This window comes from Mesorhizobium sp. L-2-11 (genome assembly GCF_016756595.1).
Taxonomy (GTDB): Bacteria; Pseudomonadota; Alphaproteobacteria; order Rhizobiales; family Rhizobiaceae; genus Mesorhizobium.
The window spans coordinates 192,238-213,952 of record NZ_AP023258.1; the positions used below are offsets into that span (position 1 = coordinate 192,238).

Below are 21,715 nucleotides of genomic sequence, written 5' to 3' on the forward strand. Positions count from 1 at the left end.
GATTACGGCCAGAGGCCGCCCTTCAAAGGCGTGGCCCTCCCGCATGATCGTTGCCGAGGCGGGAAGGTCCTGGTGATGGGCAGTCTGGAGATGTTTCCTTTGACAACATCAACCATCACTATCTGATGGAACGGCTACGCAAACGCGTCGCCGACCAGCGGGTGGTACGGTTGGTCGGGCAGTTCCTGAAAGCCGGCGTGCTGGCGGAGGAGCAGTTCTTCCGCACGGAAGCCGGAACCCCGCAAGGTGGGATCATATCACCGCTGCTCGCCAACATTGCGCTCAGCGCGATTGAGGAGAGATATAAACGGTGGGTGCATCCTGATCTGACGGGGAGGTCTTCACGACAATCGATACTCTCGGCGGCATCGGGTAGACGTATGTGGGATCGCAAAGCAGGGCACTGCGTGTGCTTCCCTGTGCGCTATGCAGACGACTTCGTGGTGCTGGTTTCCGGCACGCAGGAACAGGCCATCGAGGAGAAATCCGCGCTGGCAAAATACCTGCGGGAAACAACGGGCCTTGAGTTGTCACCGGAAAAGACGAAGATCACCGCAATGACGGACGGGTTCGAGTTCCTCGGATTCCGCTTCGTCATGGAATGGGACGGGCGCTACGGATATTGTGCACGCGTACAAATCCCCAAGGCCAAGTCCCTCGATCTCCGTCACAAAGTCAAGGAGTGCACTGGGCGTGACAGCGCGAGAGGCACCCTTGGTGCAAAGCTTCAGGAGCTTAATCCCATCCTGCGCGGATGGGCGAATTACTTCCGCTTTTGCTACGGAGCCAGCAACGTGTTTACCAGCCTCGACTGGTACACCGGGGATCGGCTCTGGCGCTGGCAACGGAAAGTTCGCCCAAACGCCAACGCGAGCGAAATCGCAAAAGGCCGACAGCGTAGCAGTCGCCGTCCGACGGTGAGACTGTGGCGCGATGGGTCCGTCGAGCAATATATGCTCGCATGGACTCTCGTCTGCCGGTTTCGTCTGGCGTGGATGGGAACGCCAAACTTCGCCACGTCTTCTGGCGAGCCGGATGCATAACGAAAGGTGCACGTCCGGTTCTGCGAGGGGTGGTGAGAAACGGACCGCTGCAAGGCGGCACCGCGCTCGCCACCTACTCTACATGTCACGGTGTTTCGGGACGATATCGGCGAGCCGGCGACCATCGAGGAGCTCGACGCGCTGAGTGGGAAAAAGCGCCGGGCGCGCCTCGACGCGATCAAGGACGCTTGCCAAGCCTACATCAACGGCACGTTGCGTGCTGAGTTGACGGTGATTCTGCAGGACCGACTCCAGGCCGCCGGCCTCGATGCCGCCACGGCGCGGGTGGAAGCCGACGACGACGATCCCGACGGGCAGGCGCTGCTGATCTGGTATCCTGCGGCGACGCCGCGATCGGATTATGTGCGGGCGGCGATCAAGATCGAGTCGGGAGCGAAATCGGCGCTCGACCCGAACCGCGATGTGCCGATCAAACCCTATGTCGACGATGATCTGCCGGCGCTCGACCTGACCGTGCCGACCGTGCGCACGGTCGATCCCGAACGCACCTTCTGGGACAAGGTGGTCATCCTCCACGGGCTGCGGCGCTGGTTCGACAAGCGCGGCGAGTTGCGTGGGGGCGGCCAACGCGTGTCCCGTCACTATTATGACCTGCACCAGCTCGCCGCGTCGCCGGTCGGCGCCGCCGCCATCGCTGAGACGGCGCTCGGCGCGGACTGCGTCGCGCACGCGCGGATGTTCTTCAATCGACCGGATTTCGATCTCGCGAGTGCCGCGCCCGGTTCTTTCGCGCTTGCGCCGCATGACGAGATGATCGAGCAGTTGCGCGTGGACTATAGAGCCATGCAAGGCATGATCTTCGGCGACCCTCCAAACTTCGAGGCCGTACTCGACAGCATCGCCTCGCTCGAGACGCGTCTGAATAAGCGGGCTAACGGAAGCGGGGTGGCGCGGTGAAGCAGTTGGAGGAAGCTGTCGGCACGAAGCACGAGGCAGACACGCGCCGCGTAGGCGAAGTGGCAATAACGCCGCTGCGCAAGCGACGTCTCAGCGGCGAGCTTTACGAGCGCGACCCGAAGGTGGAAGCGCTCATCGCTGAACTGGCGGTCCTGCCGCGTGACGCGTTGCTGGCCAGGGCGGAAATCGCCAAGCGCTCCGACCCAGGCTACGTCCCAAGCGAATGTCTTGTGTATTTCATTCGCGCTAGCCGTCGTGACAATAACGAGGTGAGGTTCGAGCGCCTCTATCGGATACTGATCGAACGGGTGCTGCGCAGTTTGCCCAGGGCGGAAAGCTCTGATGGGAAAAATGAATCGCTGACGCGTGGGATCGTGCGCGACAAGGTGTCCGGCCGTTTCGTCGAGCTCCTTTCGGCGGATCGCGCCACCTATGTCGAAAAGCTCGACTACTTTGAAGTGCGGTTCGACGGCGCGCTGGCAAGCCTGCGGCGCGACGCGCAGGAAAAGGCCTGGCGCGACGAGAATCGGTCCCAGCCGCTCGAATATGACGAGGAGAGCGGTGAGCTGTCACCGGAGGTGGAGGCGGCCGCAGGGACCCACGATCCCTTCGCCGCTTCGGATTTCGACGATCCGCTTTACCGGTTGCGCCTGGATGCAGCGATTGAGGCTCTACCACCAGAACAAAGCAGGATCATTCACATGCTGAGACAAGGCTTCCCCATCGACTCGAAGGAGCCAGACGTCATTACGATCGCCAAGGCCCTGGGCCGCTCCGAAAAAACCATCCGAACCTATCGAGACAAGGCCTTCGCCGCACTGCGGGCGGCAATGGCCGACGGAGAAGAGCGGTGAGTCCCGCTGGCGAACGTCCATCTCGCGAGTCGGTGCTCGACGCGTTTGCGGTCGAAATCGAGACTGATCGCTCGACCCTGGAGCGCTATCTACGGCTTTATCCGGAGTATGCCGCGGAACTCGTCGACCTTTCACGCGAGCTGAGCCGTGAAACCTCCGAAGATGTCGCAGCACTCTCCGCTGCCGATCAGGCGCTGATCGACGCGGCCTGGTCGCGACACGCGGCGGCCATGCCGGCGGCGACGTCCGACCCTTTTGCGGCGCTGACGGTGGATGACTGGCGTGCTGTGGCCCAGCGTCTGGAGCTGCCCAGGCAGGTCGTTACCGCGTTGCGCGAGCGACGCGTCTTGCTCGTCAGCATCCCGCGACGATTTCTCCAGAGTTTGGCCGAGGCCATGGGAAGCACCGTCACGCATTTGAAGTCGTCCTGGGGCTCGGCCGAGTTTTCTGCGGCGCGCAGCTATAAGGCCGATGGCAAGCCGGTGGCTGGTGAGCAAGTCACGCTCGAGCAAGTGCTGATCGACGCTGGCGTTCCGGCCGAGACGCGCGACCGATTGTTGGCTGAGGCTGAATGACATGGACGGGGTGGAGCTCGCCAGGCAAATCGCCGCCGAGGTTCACGCTCGCCTCGTTGCGTGCGGCGCCGATCCCTGGTCGCCTTACGACCTTGCTGTCGCCGAGGCCAAGCGGCGGGGAATTGATGTCGAGCCAACGGCGGCGGGAGCGGCCGTGCTCAACGGCGGCCGCGCGACCTTTGTTGCCGCCGACGATCTGATCATTCACGAGAATATCGGCTCTCGGTTCGAGCAAGCCTTCCTCGTCGCGCATGAGATCGGCCATGTCGAGCTTGGCGACGATCCAGATGGCGAATCGCCGACGATCGACCCGGCCCGTGCGGCCGAGCCGTCGCCGGTCGGGATGGATCGGGTTGTCGACTATGGACGCAAGCAACGGCGTGAAGTCCAGATGGATCTGTTCGCGCGCGAGTTGCTGCTTCCTCGTCCCGTCGCGCGCGTGCTTCATGTCGACGAAGGGCTTTCCGCGTCCGCCATCGCCGCGAAGCTCGGTGCACCGTTCGACGTCGTTGCGCAGCAGTTGTTAGACGCTTTGCTGCTGCCGTCAATTCCGCCGACGACCGCCGCCGCGCATGTCGAGCGGCCAATGAATCCACTGCAAGCCGCAGCGGCAGCGCATCGCGGTGAAGCCTATCTGCTTGAAGCGGGTCCCGGCACCGGCAAGACCCAAACGCTGATCGCGCGCGTCGAAGGCCTTCTAGAAGAGGACGTCGATCCGCGGCGCATCCTGCTCCTGACTTTCTCGAACAAGGCGGCGGGCGAGATGGCGGAGCGGATCGCTCGCAAGCGGCCCGACGCGGCGGCCGCGATGTGGATCGGCACGTTCCACGCCTTCGGCCTCGATATCATCCGCCGGTTCCATGAGGAGCTTGGCCTACCAAAAGACCCGCGGATGATGGATCGGACCGAGGCGGTCGAGCTCCTCGAGGAGGAGTTTCCGCGCCTGAGGCTTGCGCACTACCGCAATCTCTATGATCCAACCCAGATCATCGCCGACATGCTCGCCGCCGTTTCGCGAGCCAAGGACGAGGTGGTCGACGCCGAAACCTATGCCCGGCTCGCCGACGCCATGCTGGCGAAGGCGGGTGATCCAGCGGCGCGTGAAGCGGCGGAACGCGCCGGCGAGGTAGCGCGTGTGTATGCCGCCTATGAACAGCTCAAGCGCAACGCGCACTGCATCGATTTCGGCGACCTCGTCGCCTTGCCGGTGCAACTGCTAGAGAACGACGCGGCCATCTGCGCGGTGCTGCAGGCCCAGTATGATCATGTTCTGGTTGATGAGTATCAGGATGTGAACCGCAGCAGCGTGCGGTTGCTGAGCGCGCTGCGGCCCGATGGCCGCAATCTCTGGATGGTCGGTGACGCTAAGCAGTCGATCTACCGGTTTCGCGGCGCCTCATCCTTCAATATGACCCGGTTCGGCAAGGAAGACTTTTCCGGCGGCAAGCGCGGTCGATTGAAGCGTAACTATCGTTCGGTGCCCGAGATTGTCGACAGCTTCTCCAGCTTCGCGGTCACGATGCGCGCGGGCGGCGCCGACAGCGGACTCGAAGCGGAGCGGGACGCTAATGGGCACAAGCCCGAGTTGCGCACGGTGCAGCGAGGCGAGCAGCAGCAGGTCGCCTTGGCGGACGCGATCGAGGAACTGCGACGTGAAGGCTACGCCTATCGTGATCAGGCGGTCCTCTGCACCGGCAACGAAAAGCTGTCAACGATCGGGCAGGACCTCGAACGGCTCGGCGTGCCGGTCCTGTTTCTGGGCAGTCTGTTCGAGCGGGGTGAGGTCAAGGATCTTCTGGCTCTTCTCTCGATTCTCGTCGACCGGCGCGCCATGGGCTTGGTGCGCATCGCCTGCTGGCCCGACTTCGCCACCTCTTTCGCGGATGTGGTCGCGGTCTTCGATCACCTGCGGGCGGCCGAGCATGCGCCGGCGGGCTGGCTGCGGCATAGCGAATCGATCCCCGGCTTGACCGACGCCGGGCGGCAGACCCTTGCCAAGCTCGCGGCTGCGCTCGATGGGTTCGATCAGACGGCGTCGCCCTGGACCGTGCTCGCGACGCTGCTGCTCGATCGCACGCGTATCGCCGCACACCTCGGAACGTCAGAGGACCTCGCCGATCGTACGCGAGGTATCGCGATTTGGCAGTTCCTCAACTTCGTGCGGGTCCAGCCGGCCGGGCGCGGGTTGCCGATCACGCGCCTGCTCGATCGTGTGCGCAGGCTTGTCCGCCTCGGCGACGATCGCGATCTGCGCCAGTTGCCGGCAGCAGCGCAACATCTTGACGCCGTGCGCCTGATGACCATCCACGGCGCGAAGGGCCTGGAGTTCGGCGGCGTCCATATCCCGGGGCTCAACAGCGATACGATCCCGCGCACGCCGCCGGCGCCGCCCTGTCCGGCGCCCGACGGCATGATCGCGGGCGCTGAAGGCAGCGCGATCGAGACATTTCGCGGTGGCCAGGCCGAGGAACAGGAGTGCCTCTTCTACGTGGCGCAGTCGCGCGCCCGCGATCGCCTGATCCTTTATGCGCCAACAGAGAAGAGCAACGGCCACAACCGACCGCTCTCGCCATTCCTCGACTGTCTCGGCGCCACCTTGGCACGCCGCTCGCTCGTGCCCGCGCGGCCGCTGCCGGTGGCGGCGGAAGCGCGGGGCGTCGACCTGGTCGTCGACGGACGGCTTAGCTTTGGAGCTTCGCAGATCGCTCTTTATGAATCCTGCCCGCGTCGCTTCTTTTATACCCACGTCCTGCAGGTTGGTGGGCGGCGGACCGCGACCGCCTTCATGCACTTGCATGAGGCGGTTCGCTCGGTGGTCGAGGCGGTGATCGCGTCCGCCGGGCCCATGACCGAGCAGGCGCTGGAAGATCAGACGGACGCGGCGCTTGCCGGCGAGGGGCTCGCCGACCACGGCTATAGCGCTGAATTCCGTGATCTCGCCTTGGCGATGCTGCGCTTCTTTCTGTCCACCCGCGCAGGGACAGTCGCCGAAGCCTCGGTCGCGGTCAGTGTCATGCTGGACGGGGAAGAGATCCTTGTGCAGCCGGACGAGGTGCTGGTGCGGCCGGATGGCGTCCGGGCCGTGCGCCGTGTCCGCACGGGTCACATCCGCTCGACCGAGAGCAAGGATATCGGGGCCGCGGCACTGATCCTGGCCGTCGAGCAGGCCTTTCCCGGCGCGGTGGCGGAGCTGATCCATCTCTCCGACGGCCAGGTCTCCCCGCTCGCCTTGTCGAAGCGCGAGTTGGACGGACGCAAGGGTAAGCTCGCCAAATTTCTCGGCGACATCCGTGCAGGACGGTTTCCGGCCGAGGTCTCGTCGCGTACCTGCCCGAACTGCCCGGCCTTCTTCATCTGCGGGCCGACCCCGGACGGCCCCCTGCAAAAAAAATTCGCCTGACCTTACCGGTCGGCCGATCCCGCTCCGATTAGGCCCTTAGAGCCGTGGCATTGCCCCGGCCAGAACCTAAGGACCCGATCTTATGAACACCGAAGAACTTCTTGATTGCGACGATCTCGGCGACGCCCTGCGCGAAGGCCGGGCGCTGCGTCCGGCGCGGGGGTATCGCTTCCTCCTCGCGCAGGGCGATCTCAACTTCCAGTCCCGCCAGGTGAGCGATCCCGTGCCGCTCGGCCGCCAGTTGCTCGAGGCCGCGGCACTGGACCCGCAGGACGGCTTCAGCCTTGTCGCGATCCTGCCCTCGGGCGATTTCGAGGATGTGCGGCTGAACGAGCCGTTCGACCTGCGCGAGCGCGGCGCGGAGCGGTTTATCGCCTTCCAGACCGACGGCGACTTCAAGCTGACCCTCAATGGCGATGAGCTGCGCTGGGGCAAGCCCGCAATCAGCGGCATGATCCTCTACGGCCTTGCCAAGCCGAGCGACAGCGAGGCGGTCTACCTCGAGATCCCCGGCGGCGAAGACCGCTTGGTCGAGCATGGCGAGCTGATCGATCTGACCGAACCCGGCATCGAGCGCTTCATCACCGCGCCGAAGCGGCCGGTAACGTTCGAGATCATCGTCAATTCGCGGCCGCGCACGGTGAATACCCGCACGGTCACGTTCGAGGAGATCGTCGAACTCGCCTTCCCGGGCCAGCACGAGCCTAACGTCGTTTTCTCGATGACTTACCGGCACGCGGCGTCGACGCCACATGCTGGTGAGCTCGGGGCTGGCGGCTCTGTCGATGTCAAGAAGAAGGGCACGGTGTTCAATGTCACGCGAACTGTTCAGTCGTAATCCCGACCTCAAGCGGCTGCGGGACGACGGCTACTTCGTCCTGCGGCAGGGCGGGCATCTCGTCATGCGCGAGGTGCCCTATGTCAATGCGCGTCGCGAGGTGCGCATCGGCACCCTCATCTCGAGCCTCACGCTGGCCGGCGATGCGACGCGCAGGCCCGACACCCATGTCGTCCATTGGGACGGCGACTTTCCGTGCCGCGCCGATGGGACGCCGATCCAGGGAATCTCGCATCAGGCCGGGGCCTTCGACCTCGGCCACGGCCTGATGGCGACGCACGCCTTCTCCAGCAAGCCGGACGGCGGCTACACGGACTACCACCACAAGATGACGAGCTACGTGAACATCATCGCCGGGCCGGCTGCGGTGCTGAAGTCCGGGGCGACGCCGCGCACCTTCCGCGAACCAGAGCCGGAGGAAGACAGCGTTTTCAACTACGTCGAGACCGCCTCCGACCGGGTCGGTATCGGCGCCCTGACCGAGCGGTTTGTCAAAGAAGTGGTCGCCATCATCGGCGGCGGCGGCACCGGTGGCTACATCCTTGACTTTGTCGCCAAGACGCCAGTCCGCGAAATCCGGTTGTTCGACAGCGACGAGTTCCTGACCCACAACGCGTTTCGCGCGCCGGGCGCCCCGAGTCTGGAGGAACTGCGAGAGGCGCCGAAGAAGGTCGAGTATCTGAAACGCATCTACAGCCGGATGCACCGGAACATCGTGCCGCACGACGTCGAACTCGGCGCCGACAACCTCCACCTTCTCGATGGCGTCACTTTTGCGTTCCTGTCCCTCGACGCCGGCGATGCCAAGCGGTTGATCGTAGAGAAGCTCGAGGCGATCGGCGCGTCGTTCGTCGACGTCGGCATGGGTCTTGAGCTCGACGATGGCTCGCTCGGCGGCATTCTGCGGGTGACCGCGAGCACGCCGGAGAAGCGGGATCATGTGCGTCAGCGCATCTCTTTCGTCGGTGGCGGCGCCGAGGACATCTATGCATCGAATATCCAGGTCGCTGACCTCAACGCCCTGAATGCCGTCCTCGCGGTCGTCAAGTGGAAGAAGATTCGCGGGTTCTATCGCGACCTCGAGCGCGAGCATCACTGCACCTACACCACCGACGGCAACATGCTGATCAATGGGGACCTTGCGTGATGCGGCACAAGCGACTCGATCATCGTTTCGTCGAACACATCCCCGAGCACCTAGAGGCAGGCATTCTCTATGTTTCGATGGAATATGCGACATCGGCCCATAGCTGCTGCTGTGGTTGCGGCGAGGAGGTTGTCGCGCCTTTCACGCCGACGGACTGGAAGATGACGTTCGACGGCGAGACTGTCTCGATTCGTCCGTCGATCGGCAATTGGACGCTGAAGTGCCGGTCCCATTATGTGATTGAGCGCGGCAAGGTGATTGAAGCCGGTCCTTGGAGTGACGAGCAGGTCGAAGCCGAGCGTCGTCGTGATCGCGCCTCCAAAGCGCTTTTCTACGGGCAGTCGCCAAAGGCCTCACCTCCTGCTCAGCCCGCGCTCCCAAAGTGTGCACTAGGCTTCTGGCGGCGCCTCTGGAGCCGCATAACTGGTCGATTATAACAATAAACGTGTGGATTACATTCCGTCGGAAGCATCCCGCCCGGTATTCTACTGTCTACCTGCTATTTAGAGCCCCTACGAATCAGTCTGACAGTCTTCCCATAAAGTAGCCCCGCCAAGAAATGCTCCGCGCAACAGTGAGGGCTCGCAAGCGCGGCAGCACCGGCTCTTGATCCGGTGCCCAAATAAGAAGTCACCTCGAAAGGAGGGAAGCCACCATGGCCATCGCGAGCCGATCCACCCTCGTCGTTCACGGCCGCCTCGCCATTAGGGAACGCCGCCTGGCGGCGGCGCGTGACGGGCGTCATGGCCTGCAGGTCATGTCTTTCGAGCAGGCGGCGGTGCGGCTCGCCGGAGGTTTCGTCCGGCCGATTGATGACGAAAGCCTGCGCGCGGCGATCCAGGCCGTCCTGCCGGCAACGCCGATGGGCGAGCTGGAGAGCATCAAGTCGCTGCCCGGCATGATCGACGCAGCAGCGGACACCCTGTACAAGGCTTGGCGCGCGGGCATAGACCTCGCAGCGCGAGCGGCCGAGCATCCACGACTCGACGCCATCGCCCGGTTGGAGGCGGCGGTTCTGGCCCAGCTTCCCGCCGGCATGATGCGACCCATCGACATCGTCGCCGGCGCTTCCAGCCGTATCGCCCATGCGCCCGCCGTTCTCGGCCGCATGGAGATCGCCGGCCTCACCGAACTCTCGCCCTGCTGGCGGGCGCTCCTGAAGGCGCTCACCGCGCACATTCCCATGCAATGGACGGCCGGGCCGAGGCCGGCGCCGGCATGGCTGGAGGACACGGGCGTCGCGGTGCTGCGCACGCCGTCGGAGACCGCGGAGGTCAGCGCCGTCAGCGCGGCGACAGCCTATCATGAAGCCATCGAGGCGATGCGCTGGGCGCGATCGCTCCTCGCCTCCGGACGGGCCGCGCCGTGCGATATCGCGATCGCCACCGCCTCGCCCGCCGACTATGACGATCACTTCCTCAGCCTGCGCGCGGACGCCAATATCGACCTCCACTTCGTCCATGGCGTCCGGACCGTCACCACCCGTGAGGGACAGGCGGCCGCCGCGCTGGCTGACATCGTCGTTCGCGGCCTGTCGCAGTCGCGCCTGCGCCGACTCGCGGCGCTGTGCCGGGACACCGGCCCTTTCGGGGCCATGCCCGATGGCTGGCTGCGCGTCCTGCCGACAGATGCCCCGCTCTCGACGCCCGGCGCGTGGAACCGCCTTCTGGCCAAGCTGATGCCGGAAGATTGGCCCGACGGCGCGGATCACACCCCGACCTTTCGCGCGGCCATCGAGCTGCTCGCGAAGGGACCGGATGCCGCGCCGGAGATCGGTGAGGCCTTCCTCAAGGGCCGCGCGCTCGCGATCTGGCGCAAGGGCCTCCTCGCCGGGCCGGCGGCCTCGATCGACGCCACCCTCGAAGCCCTAAAGCAGGATGACGGGCTGGAACCGTGCGTGTCCATCGCATGGATGCCGGCGAGCGCGCTCGCGGCTTCGCCGCGCCGCTTCGTGCGGCTGATCGGCCTTAACTCTTCGCGCTGGCCGCGCGGAATCGCCGAAGATCGGCTGATCCCGGACCATATCATCCCGACTGCCGAGCTCGATCCGCTCCCGGTAAGCCTGGCGGATCGCCGGGATTTCGCGACGATCCTGGCGACTACGGACGGCGAGGTCGTCCTCTCGCGCGCCCGGCGTGACAGCGACGGGCGCCTGCTGGGACGCAGCCCCCTTCTCGCGGGGCACGGTGAGGAAATCTATCTCCGTCGCAACGCCGTTCCGATCCATGCCTTCAGCGAGGCCGACCGCCTCATGGCCCGGCCGCAGGAGTTCAGCGCCGATCCGCAGGCGGTTAGCGCCCAAGGCTGTTGGCGCGATTGGCGGCGCACCGAGATCACGGCGCATGACGGCCTCGTCCGGCCCGATCATCCGCTCATTCTCGCAATCTTGGCCCGCACCCAGTCGGCCAGCTCGCTCCGGCGTCTGCTGCGCAATCCCCTGAGCTTTGCCTGGGTCTACGCCTTCGGCTGGCGCGTGCCGGAAAGCAGTGCCGAGCCGCTCGTGCTCGACGCGCTCGGCGTCGGCGATCTTGTTCACATGGTACTCGATCGCGCCTTGCGCGACCTGGAGAGTGGCGGTGGATTGGCGTCCGCCGACGCCGCGGCGATCACGGCGGCGGTAGACCGGGCCGCAGGGCTTGTGGCCGCCGATTGGGAAAGCGAACGCGCAGTCCCGCCGGCCGTCATCTGGGGGCGCACCTTGGGTGATGCCCGGCTGACGGCGGGGCGGGCTCTTGCTTATGGCGATGCGCTTGTGCCGGGCGCCCGCTCTTATGGCGAGGTGCCGTTCGGCGGGGCCGAGCCCAAGTCGGACGCGGAGACGCCGTGGGATCCCGGCGTGCCGGTCACGATTCCCGATACGGGGTTCAATATCGCCGGCTATATTGACCGGCTCGACATCGCAGGCGACGGCAAGCGCGCGCTCGTGCGCGACTACAAGACCGGCCGTCCTCCGCGAGGTGACGTCCGGCTGAATGGCGGCCGCGAGCTTCAGCGCTGCCTCTACGCCTTCGCGGTGAAGGCGCTGCTGGGCAATGATGTCGCTATCAGCGCCTCGCTGCTCTACCCGCGTGAGCCGGTCGACCTCCAAATCGAAGATCCGGACGCGGTGCTCACTGAGATCACCGGTTATCTGCGCGCGGCGAGGGGCAGTTTCGCCGGCGGTGCCGCGCTGCCAGGCCCCGACACCGGCGACGACTATGACGATCTCGCCTTCGCCCTGCCGGCGAATGCCAGCGCCACCTATTGCAAACGTAAGATGCCGGCCGCGACCGAGCGGCTCGGTCAGGTCGCTCAAATCTGGGAGGCGGAATAATGAGCAGCGTGTCTATAGCCCTTAAGGATGACGGCGCGCGACGCGACGCGATCAGCCTCCATGATCGCTCGATCCTGGTCGAAGCCGGCGCGGGTTCTGGCAAGACCGCCGTGATGGCTGGACGCGTCGCAATCATGCTCGCCGAGGGCGTTCCGCCGCGCTCCATCGCCGCCGTCACCTTCACCGAACTGGCGGCGAGCGAACTTCTCGCGCGCGTCCGCGAAATTGTCGCCGACCTCTCGGCCGGACGCATAGCGACCGAACTGCGTGTGGCGCTGCCCGATGGGCTGTCTCAGGCGCAGCGCGACAATCTCGCGACCGCGAGCGCCGCGATCGACGAAATTACTTGCTCGACCATTCACGGCTTCTGCCAGCGTCTGATAAAGCCCTATCCGGCCGAAGCCGACATCGATCCCGGCGCCGGCGTCATGGACCGCAACCAGGCCGATCTTACCTTCCTCGAAATTGTCGACGGCTGGCTTCGCGAGCGCCTTTCCGGCGATCAGGACGGCATCCTTGCCGAAATGGTGTTGCACAGCCCCGGTGAAACCGTGGCGCTCGTCCACAAAATCGCCGAGAATCTGCGCCGCCGCCGCACCATCGCGGCGCCGCCCGTCTCCCCGCTTGACGGTCGTCTGACGGCCTTCCGACAGGCGACGGCGGATTTTGCGGCCTTCATGCGCGGGGCGGCGGCGACCGAGCCCGAAACGGTCGTGATCGTCGGGCGGCTGGCCGAGATGGCAACCGCGCTCGCGGCCGTTCCCGATCCCGCGACGCCCTCGGGCTTGGTCCAGGTTCTGACCTCGCGTGCGCACCCGGACCTTTGCACCAAGGCGGGCGACGTCGCCTCCTATCGCAAGAAGGGCAAGTGGACCGAAGCGGCGAAGCAGGCGGGCCTCGCCAAGGCCGACGGCGAGCGGCTGAACATCGCCGCCGCAGGCCACTACACCGCCTGCTGCGATGCCTGGGCTTTGCTTCTTCAGGCGGCGGCCAGCCAGGTTCTGGCGGCGCTAATCGACGACGCGCGTTCGATCCTGCAGCGCTATCGCGACCGTAAGCGCGCGAGCGCCCAACTCGACTTCGATGACCTGATCTTCGCCGCGCGCGATCTGCTGCGGGATCATGACAATGTCCGGCGCGCGTTGGGACAGCGCTTCGCGCGTGTCCTCGTCGATGAGTTCCAAGACACCGATCCTCTGCAAACCGAGATCTTCTGGCGACTTTGCGGCGAGCCCGTCGATAACGATACCGATTGGATTCGGTGCCGGATCCGGCGGGGCGCGCTTTTTCTGGTCGGCGACCCTAAGCAGGCGATCTATCGCTTCCGCGGCGCCGATGTCGGTGCTTATGTGCAGGCGCGCGACGCCTTTCACGCTCAGGATTCGGACAGCCTGCTGTCGATATCCACCAATTTCCGTTCCTGCGCTTCGATCCTCACTTTCGTCAACGAGCGCTTCGAGGCCGTGCTGTCGGCCGATGGCCAACCCGGATTCACGGCCCTCGACCCGTTTCACGACGATCCCGGCGACGGCCTGTGCGTCGCGGCCCTCGACATCGCTGTCGCCGACGAAAACGGCAAGGCTACCGCCGAGCAGCAGCGCGACGCCGAAGCCGACGCCGTGGCCGAGCTATGCGCGCGCTTGATTGACAGCCAGCCCATCATCGATCGGCGCAGCGGCACGCAACGTCTTTGTCGGCCGGGCGACATCGCCTTGCTGGCACCGACCGGCGCCGAACTGTGGCGCTATGAGGAGGCGCTGGAGCGTCGCGGAATTCCGGTGGCGACACAGGCCGGCAAGGGTCTCTTCCGCCGCCAGGAGATCCAGGATTTGATCGCGCTGACCCGCGTTCTCGCCGACCGACGCGACACACTGGCGCTCGGCGCGCTGCTGCGCGGCCCGCTGGTCGGCCTCACCGAAGAGGAACTCCTGGACATCGTCTGGACACTGCCGCGTTCCGAGGAACAGCCCGACCGAATTCCCCGTCTCGATCTTGGCGCCGATCCCACCGCCATCGATCATCCGCTTGCACGGGAGGTCATCGAAAAGCTGCAGGCGCTCTACCGCCGAAGCAACAGCACGACGCCGCACGAGCTTCTCTCGCAAGCCGTGGACGTGATGCGGGTTCGGCCCCTCCTTCTCGAGCGTCACCGCGGCCAGGCAGAACGCGCGCTCGCCAATGTCGATCTCTATCTGAGCCTGTCGACCGGCTACGCCGTGCGCGGTCTTCGCGCCTTCGCCGAGGCGATGACCGCAGCATGGACCGACGAGGCGCGCGCTGTTGAGGGCCGGCCCGATGCGCAGGAAGAAGCCGTCGCGCTCTTTACCATGCACGCGGCCAAGGGCCTCGAATGGCCAATCGTCATCCCCGTCAACACCATGACGGGTGTCATGTCGCCCGACAGCGCTGTGATCGACCGTCAGACCGACACATTCTATTGCCCGGTCCTTGGCGTCACGCCCGATGGCTATGAGGCCGCGCGCCAGGCGGAAAAGGACGAGTTGGATCGCGAGCGCATCCGGCTCTGGTATGTCGCGGCGACGCGTGCCCGCGAACTCCTCGTTCTGCCCCGGCTCGATACGACGCCTTCGAAATCGGCCTGGATCGGCCTGCTCGATCTGTCGCTCGCCGATCTGCCGGCCCTGGATGTCTCGCATCTGCCGCTCGATCCGGACGCCACCGCCGCCGGCGTGGGCAACACCCAGACGCGCCACAGTTTCGCGACCGAGGCGGCCGCGATCGCAGATCGCCACACGCGCTTGACCTGGCTCGCGCCGACCCGTGACGAGAGCGCCTCCGGCTCGGTGCGGCAGGAGGAAAAAGCCGCCATCTGGACCGGCTCGGTCGAAGGCCAGCCGCCCGAACTCGAGCCGATCATCACCGTTCAGGGTGGCCGGGAACGCGGCCTCATCCTTCACAAGCTCGTTGAAGAGGTGCTGACCGGCGAAACGAACGAGGCACCGGCAACGCTTGTCGAACGCGCTGCCGATCTCATCCGTGCGCTCGGTCAGACGCCAGTCGCCGATCCTGCCATGGGCTTGTCCGCCGAAGAGCTGGCTGGGTGCATCACGCGAGCCCTTGGTTTGCCTGAAATCGCGACCTTGCGGCCCATGCTTCTTGCGGAATTCCCTGTCTTTGCGATCCGCACCGAGAAAGACGAGGAGGTCGCCACAGCCGGCATCGCGGATGCGCTTACCCTGACGGCCGACAGTCGTCCTGCTGTCGTCGTCGATTGGAAGAGCGATGTGGCTCCAGATCCACAGACCCTCGACCACTATCGCGCGCAGGTTCGGGCCTATATCGACATGACTGGCGCCGAGCGCGGACTGATCGTGCTGATGACCTCCGGCGCCGTCATCCCAGTCCAGCCTGCGGAACCGATTATTCCGCCATCCTAGGAACGGAGCATTCCACACGCAGGCCCCCCACGTCGAAGCGGTGATCGCCACTGTGGCAGGCACCGGCCCCATGTTCACTGAATTTCGTAGGCAGACTTGTATGTCTTATCTCGCTTGGATTGATTTCGACCCCGATGAACGTCGGCGAGCGCAAACACTGATCGACCTGTTCAAGCAGCCTGAAGCTCGCGATGAGCTTGGCTTGGGCACGGTGCGCGATGGTCTCGCCGATCTCCTCTTCCCCGGGACCAGCACGATCCAGACGCGGCTGCGCTATATGCTGTTTATTCCCTGGATCTATCTGCAGGCCCAATGCCGAAAGGCGACACAGGCAGAACGGACAGTCATTGCGCGTGATCTGGAATTTGAGCTAAGCGAAGCACTGCTGCGAGGCGGAGAAACAGTCGATGTCATTGGTCGACTCGCTGGCCGAAGCCTCAAACGGCTACCATCGAGCGTCTATTGGGCCGGGCTCCACACCCTCGGCATCCGGGCTCTGCCTGGCACCCAGGCGACCTTCCTGTCTTACGGTCCCGAAAGCCTCAAGGACCACGACCTCAAGCTGTGGGCGTCGAACTTCCCCAAACCGCCTGGAGACCTTTTCGATCAAGCTGCGTTCGCGCTGTCACGAGAAGAAGGCGACTTTCTGCGCGATCGCATTGCGAGCAAGGCGAGGCCAAGCTTGCTGAATGAACTGGCGCGCAAGGGAAAGTCCTATGCCGAGGATTGGCCCTGGCAGGTGAGCGAAGACACCATGTCAGACGCCAATCGTGCGATACTACGACACGCCGAAAGATTCTCGGGTGTGATGTATGGCGCCAGTCTGCTCTACAACCTCTTGCTGGCGCTTCGCGCCGCCGAACGGCCGAATGCCAAAAAGCACGCAGATGCTCCGACGCTGGTGGAAGATTATCGCTCGCGTCTCGAAGACTGGAAGGCGGAGCTTGAGCATCTGGCTTTGAGCGAGTGGGATCTGGACGATCTCTTTAGCCTGATTGGGAAGACCAGCCACGATCTAACCAAGGCATCGCGCGATTTTATCCGCGGCTGGGTTTCCATAGCGCGGAACGGCTCCGTGCAGCTCGAGGCCAACGACCTTGCTATTGAGCTTCTGAAGCAGCGGGAACATGGACTGAAGCGAATGAAGGCGCGGCTACTGCACGACGCCCCCCTCGAGCGTTGGTCGGGTGCCTCTGGTGATGCGCGTCTCGATTTCAGGTGGGGTATCGCCAGCAACTATCTCAGGGAGCTTGCCGATGCCTGCTGATCCAGCCTTCGACCCCGAAAATCGTGAACTCTACACGACGCTCATGCGCTCGCCCGATGGTTATCGGTTTGACCACGCCGTGGCGACTACTTACTCCCTCGACTTCGAGACTGCCCTCGCAATCCCGATCGCCGTCGTTTTTCGGGACGCCGAAAACCGCGACGAGATGTTACGCAGCCCCTTGGCTCTGCTGCAAAGCGTCGAACGGATGGCCGGTCGGATAGCCATTTACTGCGACAGGGGGCGCATCAAGGAGGCGCGTCCTAATGCAGCACGCCTGATGGCTCTGTACGAGAAGACGATCACTGAGGTCTCGGCTCCGGGTGGCGGCGCGTTTCATCCCAAGTTGTGGTGCATCCGGTTTCAGCCGGAACGAAAGGGAGCGCCAACTCGCATGCGGCTGGCCATTCTCTCACGGAATCTGACCAATGACCGTTGCTGGGACTTGGCTCTCTGCCTCGACGGGACGGTGAAGGACGATACCAATGAGGCAAACGAGCCCGTCGTGCAGCTCCTTCGCGCACTACCTAGCTTGGCAAATTCGGCCACCCGGCCTCCGGCGCCCAAATTCCTTCCTTCGCTCTTGCGCGACCTCGAACGCTGTTCCTGGGACGAACTGCCTGCCGGGGCGACCAAGATCAGGTTCGCGGTCAATGGATTGGACGCGGGATCCTGGTCCCCGCAAAAGGGCGAGCGCCTCGCCATCCTGTCACCTTTTGTGAGCGGTAGCGCGCTCAAGCACTTGGCCGAGGGTTACGATAATCCCTCCGCTTGTCAGCTCGTGGCCCGGGCCGAAGAACTCGACTGCATCAAACCCGCTGTTCGCGGGCTTTTTGAGGTTCGAACCCTTGATGAGCGAGCAACCAAATACGAGGAGGAAGATCGCGACAAAGCCTGTTCGGCTGATCTCGATGGTCTCCACGCCAAGGCCTACGTTGTTGAGCGCGGCTCGCGGCTGCATATCCATCTTGGTTCGGCCAACGCGACAACTGCCGCGCTCGTACCGACCCGCGGAGGCCGGACACAGAACGTCGAGATCATGGCTACACTCGATGGCCCCAAGACCCGAATGGGCACGATCGAAGAAGCCCTGTTTTCGGACGGGTTTCAGCGGCTCCTGGCTCCTTATACGCCGTCCGAGCCGCCAGAGCAGGATGCTGCCGCGGCTGCCGAAAAGGCTCTCGAGAAATTGCGCACAAAGATCGCAGCACTGCCGCTCGATCTTCATTGCACGCAATTGACCGACGCCATCGGCCTAGAACTCGCGGCTGCAAGCAAAGTCCCGCCGATCGAGATCCCCGAAGGCGTGAGCTGTTTCGTTCGCGCGATCACCGTTGCGAATGAACGGGGACATGATGCTTTGCCGCTGCTCTCTGGCTCGGAGCCGCGAAAGGCGCTCGGCTCCGTTCCATTGGGTGACGTCACCCGTTGGCTAGGAATGCGACTGCGGGACGAGGATACAGGTGTAGAGCTTGCCTTTACATTGGGCGCTCGGCTCATCGGCCTGCCTGATGGGCGCGATGCCGCAGTCCTGCGAGCCCATATCGCCAATGTGGAAAATTTCTTCCGGTATCTCGGTCTTCTGCTTGGGAGTCTCGGCGAAGGCAGTTTCCTGGAAAGCGAAAACGCGGGCGAAGGACAATGGCTGAGGCGGTTCGGCCAGGGCGGAGCTTCACTTCTTGAGCCGATGGTGCGAGCGCTGAACCTCGATAGCGGTGAGCTCATCGAGATCGCTCGGCTCATCAAGCGCCTTGAAGATCCAAATGGCGGCAAGAGCATCGTCCCAAAGGACTTCCTCGCACTTTGGGCCAGCTTTGCACCGCTTGTGGCATCGAAGGGGGCACGGCATTGACCTATCGCGCCGAAGAGCATTTGGAGTTGCTCAAGCCCTTCCAGCGAGCCACGGTGGATTATGTTTTCCGGCGTCTGTTTACGGACGAATCGGCCACACGCCAGTTTCTCGTCGCTGACGAAGTGGGCCTCGGGAAGACCATGGTTGCGCGAGGCGTCATTGCCAAGACGATCGAAGAGCTGGCGGGCAAGGTCGATCGCATCGACGTGGTCTACCTTTGCTCCAGCCAAGCAATCGCCGAGCAGAACCTCAAGTCTCTCGATGTGATCGGTTCAGCGACCAGGCCGCTGAACACTCGCCTCACGCTGCTGCCGCTCGAGATCGTACAGGAGGGGGGAATCGCTTCCAGGCCTGTCAATCTTATCAGCTTGACGCCGGGAACTGCGCTCGATCTTAAGTCATCGCTGGGTACAGCCAAGGAGCGCGCCCTCATCTATGAGATGCTGAGGAAGAGGCTCGGTATTCGGCATACCGGTGTGCAACGTATTTTCCGCGGCGGTGTCTCTGAACACAACTGGCCCGGCTGGACCGATTGGATGTGCACCCAGCCGATTTCCGGGGAAATCGCACGGAAATTCAATGCCGCTGTCCAGGATGATTTCATACAGCGTATCCGCAACGCCTCGGAGCTAGCGAGAAGTAGGAGAAATCCTGACTATCCCCGTGACCAGCGCCCGGCTGCTATGATCGGGGAACTGCGCCGAATTCTCGCGCGGATCTGCGTCGACGCGCTGACCCCGGATCTGATCATCCTTGATGAGTTTCAGCGGTTTGCCGAACTACTCCACCAGCACGATGCGGAGCTTGCCCCTGAAAAGGCGGCTGCGGCTGAACTCGCGCGTGCGCTCTTTTCATACACAGGACCTGACGGATCAAAAGCCCGGTTGTTGCTGTTGTCGGCAACGCCTTACCGGATGTTGACACTGAGCAGCGACGATCCGGAAGATGGCGACCATTACAGCGATTTCCTGCGAACCTTGCGATTTCTCTTTGGCGAGGAAGATGGCGAGGCGCGCGTCAAATCGCTAGAAAATGAGCTCGGCCATTTCCGCCGTGCATTGCAGGCAATGCCAGAGACCAGATCGCTCGCGCGCGTCCAGCGCGACCGTGTCCAGCACGTCCTGAGCCAGGTCATTGCGCGGACCGAGCGAGTGGATTCGTCCGATGACCGCAACGCGTTGGTCAGAGAGTTCAAGCCCCAGCTTACGATCGAGACGGAAGACCTTATGGAGGCGAAGGCCGTCGCTCATGTAGCTAAGCTCGTCAGTGCTCCAGGCATTGTCGAGTACTGGAAATCATCGCCGTACCTCCTGAATTTCATGCGCGATTACAAGCTGAGGGAAAAGCTGCAGGCAGTGAAGCTGCGGCCGGCGAAGGAACTTCGCAAAGCGATCAGAGCCGCCGCCCCCTACTTGATCAGCAAGGAGCAGGTAGAAGGCTACGAGGAAATTCCCTTTCACAATGGAAGAATGCGCGCGCTCGCTCAATCCGCCTTCCAGCACCGGCTCGACCGCGCGCTGTGGATCCCACCGTCTCGACCATCATGTGGAGAACCCGTCCCGGCAACAAAGACGCTGGTCTTCTCGGATTGGTCGATGGTGCCTGACGCGATCGCGGCACTTCTCTCGCATGAGGCAAGCCGCCGTATGAGCATGACGCCGGACCTCGTGAGTCGGACCAGCCGTCCTATCGGCGTCGAGGAAATGATGCCGATGCTGTGTCCTTCCCCTAGCCTTGCCGCCTGGCTCGATCCCATGGCACTCGAAAGACGGTTTGGACGTGCGTCGACTTACCAGCAGCTGCTTAGTCAGGCTCGTGAAGTACTTGCTGAACGCATCGATCCAGAAAGTCTCTCTCGACTGGCCAAGCGATCGGATCGCCTCCTTCCGCTCATGCTGGAAGTTGAATTAGGTCAAGGCATAAACTGGGGAAAAGTCGGTGCCATCGAGCATGACGCCCATGACGAACGTGGAGCGATGGCGCGAACCATCGAAGCGATCAGGGGCGCGCTCGAAGCTGAAGACCATCATAGCGATCCTGATGCAAGGGACATATACGACCAGCTTGCGGAACATGCACTTGGCTCGCCGGCGACCTGTGCGCTCCGCGCTCTCGCCCGTCTCTGCCCGGAGCTGCCGCTCGACCATCCGGCACTTGTTGGCGCAGCAATCGCCATCGCGCTGGGGTTTCGCAGTCTGTACAACCAGCCTGAGACTCGTGCGCTGCTGGAGGAAGCTTCGCCCGTAAACTATTGGCGCCAGATCAATGCTCATGCAGCTCGGCACGACCTGGCCGCCGTTTTGGACGAATACCTTTATCTCGTACTGGAAAGCGAGCGCGCCGGACAACTCGACGCGGCAGAACGCGCTCATCTCATAGCGACGAAGGTCGTCGAAGTGGTCGCCTTGAGGCCTGCCCAGATAACGCTCGACCGCTGGACCGCCGGACGCTCATCCCTACAGGATCAAACCTTCGAAGTGCGTGCTCGCTTCGCCATGCGATTTGCGACGAAGACAGAGGAGGAGAAAGGCGTTCGTCGAACGACTCTCGTCCAGGCGGCGTTCAAGTCTCCTTTCCGCCCCTTTGTTCTGGCATCAACTTCGATCGGACAGGAGGGCCTCGACTTCCATCCCTATTGCGCTCGGATCGTACATTGGAACCTGCCCCGCAATCCGGTCGACATTGAACAGCGCGAAGGTCGTGTCCACCGCTTCAAGAACCACGCGGTGCGCCGCAATATTGCTGTCGCCTTTACCCATTGCGCGTTCGGAGGCGACGCTGGAGTGCCGCCTTGGATGGGCATGTTCGAGGTTGCCCAGAATCAAGAAATCGCGCAGGGGCGTGCTGGCGATTTGGTGCCCTTCTGGCTCTATCCAGGCGACGCCAAAATCGAGCGCGTGGTCCTGATCCCTCCGTTTAGTCGGGAGGCGGAGCGCTACGAAAATCTGAAGAGATCTCTGGCTACCTATCGATTGGCCTTTGGCCAGCCCCGACAAGATGAGTTGGTTGAACTCTTTTCGGCGTTCAGATCTGACGTGGTGGCGGAGCTGGCTGACCTGCAAATCTCACTCAGGCCAGCGAAGATGACTTGAACGCATCGCACCAGCTGA

Annotated in this window: 12 protein-coding genes and 1 pseudogene; all 13 read left to right on the forward strand. The window is 63.6% G+C overall.

What is annotated here, in order from left to right:
- The first annotated feature begins 50 nt into the window (after positions 1 to 50).
- The 13 genes and pseudogenes from JG739_RS32430 to JG739_RS32490 all read left to right on the forward strand — a co-directional run bounded on the left by JG739_RS32430 (position 51) and on the right by JG739_RS32490 (position 21,697).
- Complete coding sequence (locus JG739_RS32430) at positions 51 to 1,043, forward strand: reverse transcriptase domain-containing protein (protein WP_274609415.1); 993 nt, start codon at positions 51 to 53, stop codon at positions 1,041 to 1,043.
- 78 nt (positions 1,044 to 1,121) lie between these two features.
- A pseudogene (locus tag JG739_RS32435) lies at positions 1,122 to 1,961 on the forward strand (nucleotidyl transferase AbiEii/AbiGii toxin family protein); the annotation flags it as partial.
- Positions 1,958 to 2,815 carry a response regulator transcription factor gene (locus JG739_RS32440; RefSeq protein WP_202367852.1) on the forward strand — a complete coding sequence of 286 codons (858 nt, stop codon included), beginning with the start codon at positions 1,958 to 1,960 and terminating at the stop codon, positions 2,813 to 2,815. The pseudogene JG739_RS32435 and the gene JG739_RS32440, both read left to right, overlap by 4 nt.
- A complete protein-coding gene (locus JG739_RS32445; RefSeq protein WP_202367853.1) occupies positions 2,812 to 3,390 on the forward strand; it encodes a hypothetical protein in 579 nt (192 codons plus the stop codon). The genes JG739_RS32440 and JG739_RS32445 overlap by 4 nt, the downstream gene beginning before the upstream one ends.
- A 1-nt stretch (position 3,391) precedes the next feature.
- Positions 3,392 to 6,790, forward strand: coding sequence for a UvrD-helicase domain-containing protein (locus JG739_RS32450; RefSeq protein ID WP_202367854.1), 3,399 nt, complete (start codon positions 3,392 to 3,394; stop codon positions 6,788 to 6,790).
- An 82-nt stretch (positions 6,791 to 6,872) separates the two neighbouring features.
- Positions 6,873 to 7,628 (forward strand): multiubiquitin domain-containing protein, encoded by a 756-nt coding sequence (locus tag JG739_RS32455; RefSeq protein ID WP_202367855.1) that lies wholly within the window; start codon positions 6,873 to 6,875, stop codon positions 7,626 to 7,628.
- Positions 7,603 to 8,775, forward strand: a complete 1,173-nt coding sequence (locus JG739_RS32460; RefSeq protein ID WP_202367856.1) for a ThiF family adenylyltransferase — start codon at positions 7,603 to 7,605, stop codon at positions 8,773 to 8,775. Before JG739_RS32455 ends, JG739_RS32460 begins: the two co-directional genes overlap by 26 nt.
- Entirely contained in the window at positions 8,772 to 9,212 is a 441-nt protein-coding gene (locus JG739_RS32465) for a DUF6527 family protein (protein WP_202367857.1), read from the forward strand. Before JG739_RS32460 ends, JG739_RS32465 begins: the two co-directional genes overlap by 4 nt.
- Before the next feature lie 218 nt (positions 9,213 to 9,430).
- Complete coding sequence (locus tag JG739_RS32470) at positions 9,431 to 12,088, forward strand: PD-(D/E)XK nuclease family protein (RefSeq protein WP_202367858.1); 2,658 nt, start codon at positions 9,431 to 9,433, stop codon at positions 12,086 to 12,088.
- On the forward strand, positions 12,088 to 15,486 hold the full coding sequence (locus JG739_RS32475) for a UvrD-helicase domain-containing protein (RefSeq protein ID WP_202367859.1): 3,399 nt from the start codon (positions 12,088 to 12,090) through the stop codon (positions 15,484 to 15,486). The genes JG739_RS32470 and JG739_RS32475 overlap by 1 nt, the downstream gene beginning before the upstream one ends.
- A 100-nt stretch (positions 15,487 to 15,586) precedes the next feature.
- Positions 15,587 to 16,753, forward strand: coding sequence for a DUF6361 family protein (locus tag JG739_RS32480; RefSeq protein WP_202367860.1), 1,167 nt, complete (start codon positions 15,587 to 15,589; stop codon positions 16,751 to 16,753).
- On the forward strand, positions 16,743 to 18,605 hold the full coding sequence (locus JG739_RS32485) for a phospholipase D family protein (protein WP_202367861.1): 1,863 nt from the start codon (positions 16,743 to 16,745) through the stop codon (positions 18,603 to 18,605). The genes JG739_RS32480 and JG739_RS32485 overlap by 11 nt, the downstream gene beginning before the upstream one ends.
- Positions 18,602 to 21,697 (forward strand): helicase-related protein, encoded by a 3,096-nt coding sequence (locus JG739_RS32490; protein ID WP_202367862.1) that lies wholly within the window; start codon positions 18,602 to 18,604, stop codon positions 21,695 to 21,697. The genes JG739_RS32485 and JG739_RS32490 overlap by 4 nt, the downstream gene beginning before the upstream one ends.
- Positions 21,698 to 21,715: the final 18 nt, after the last annotated feature.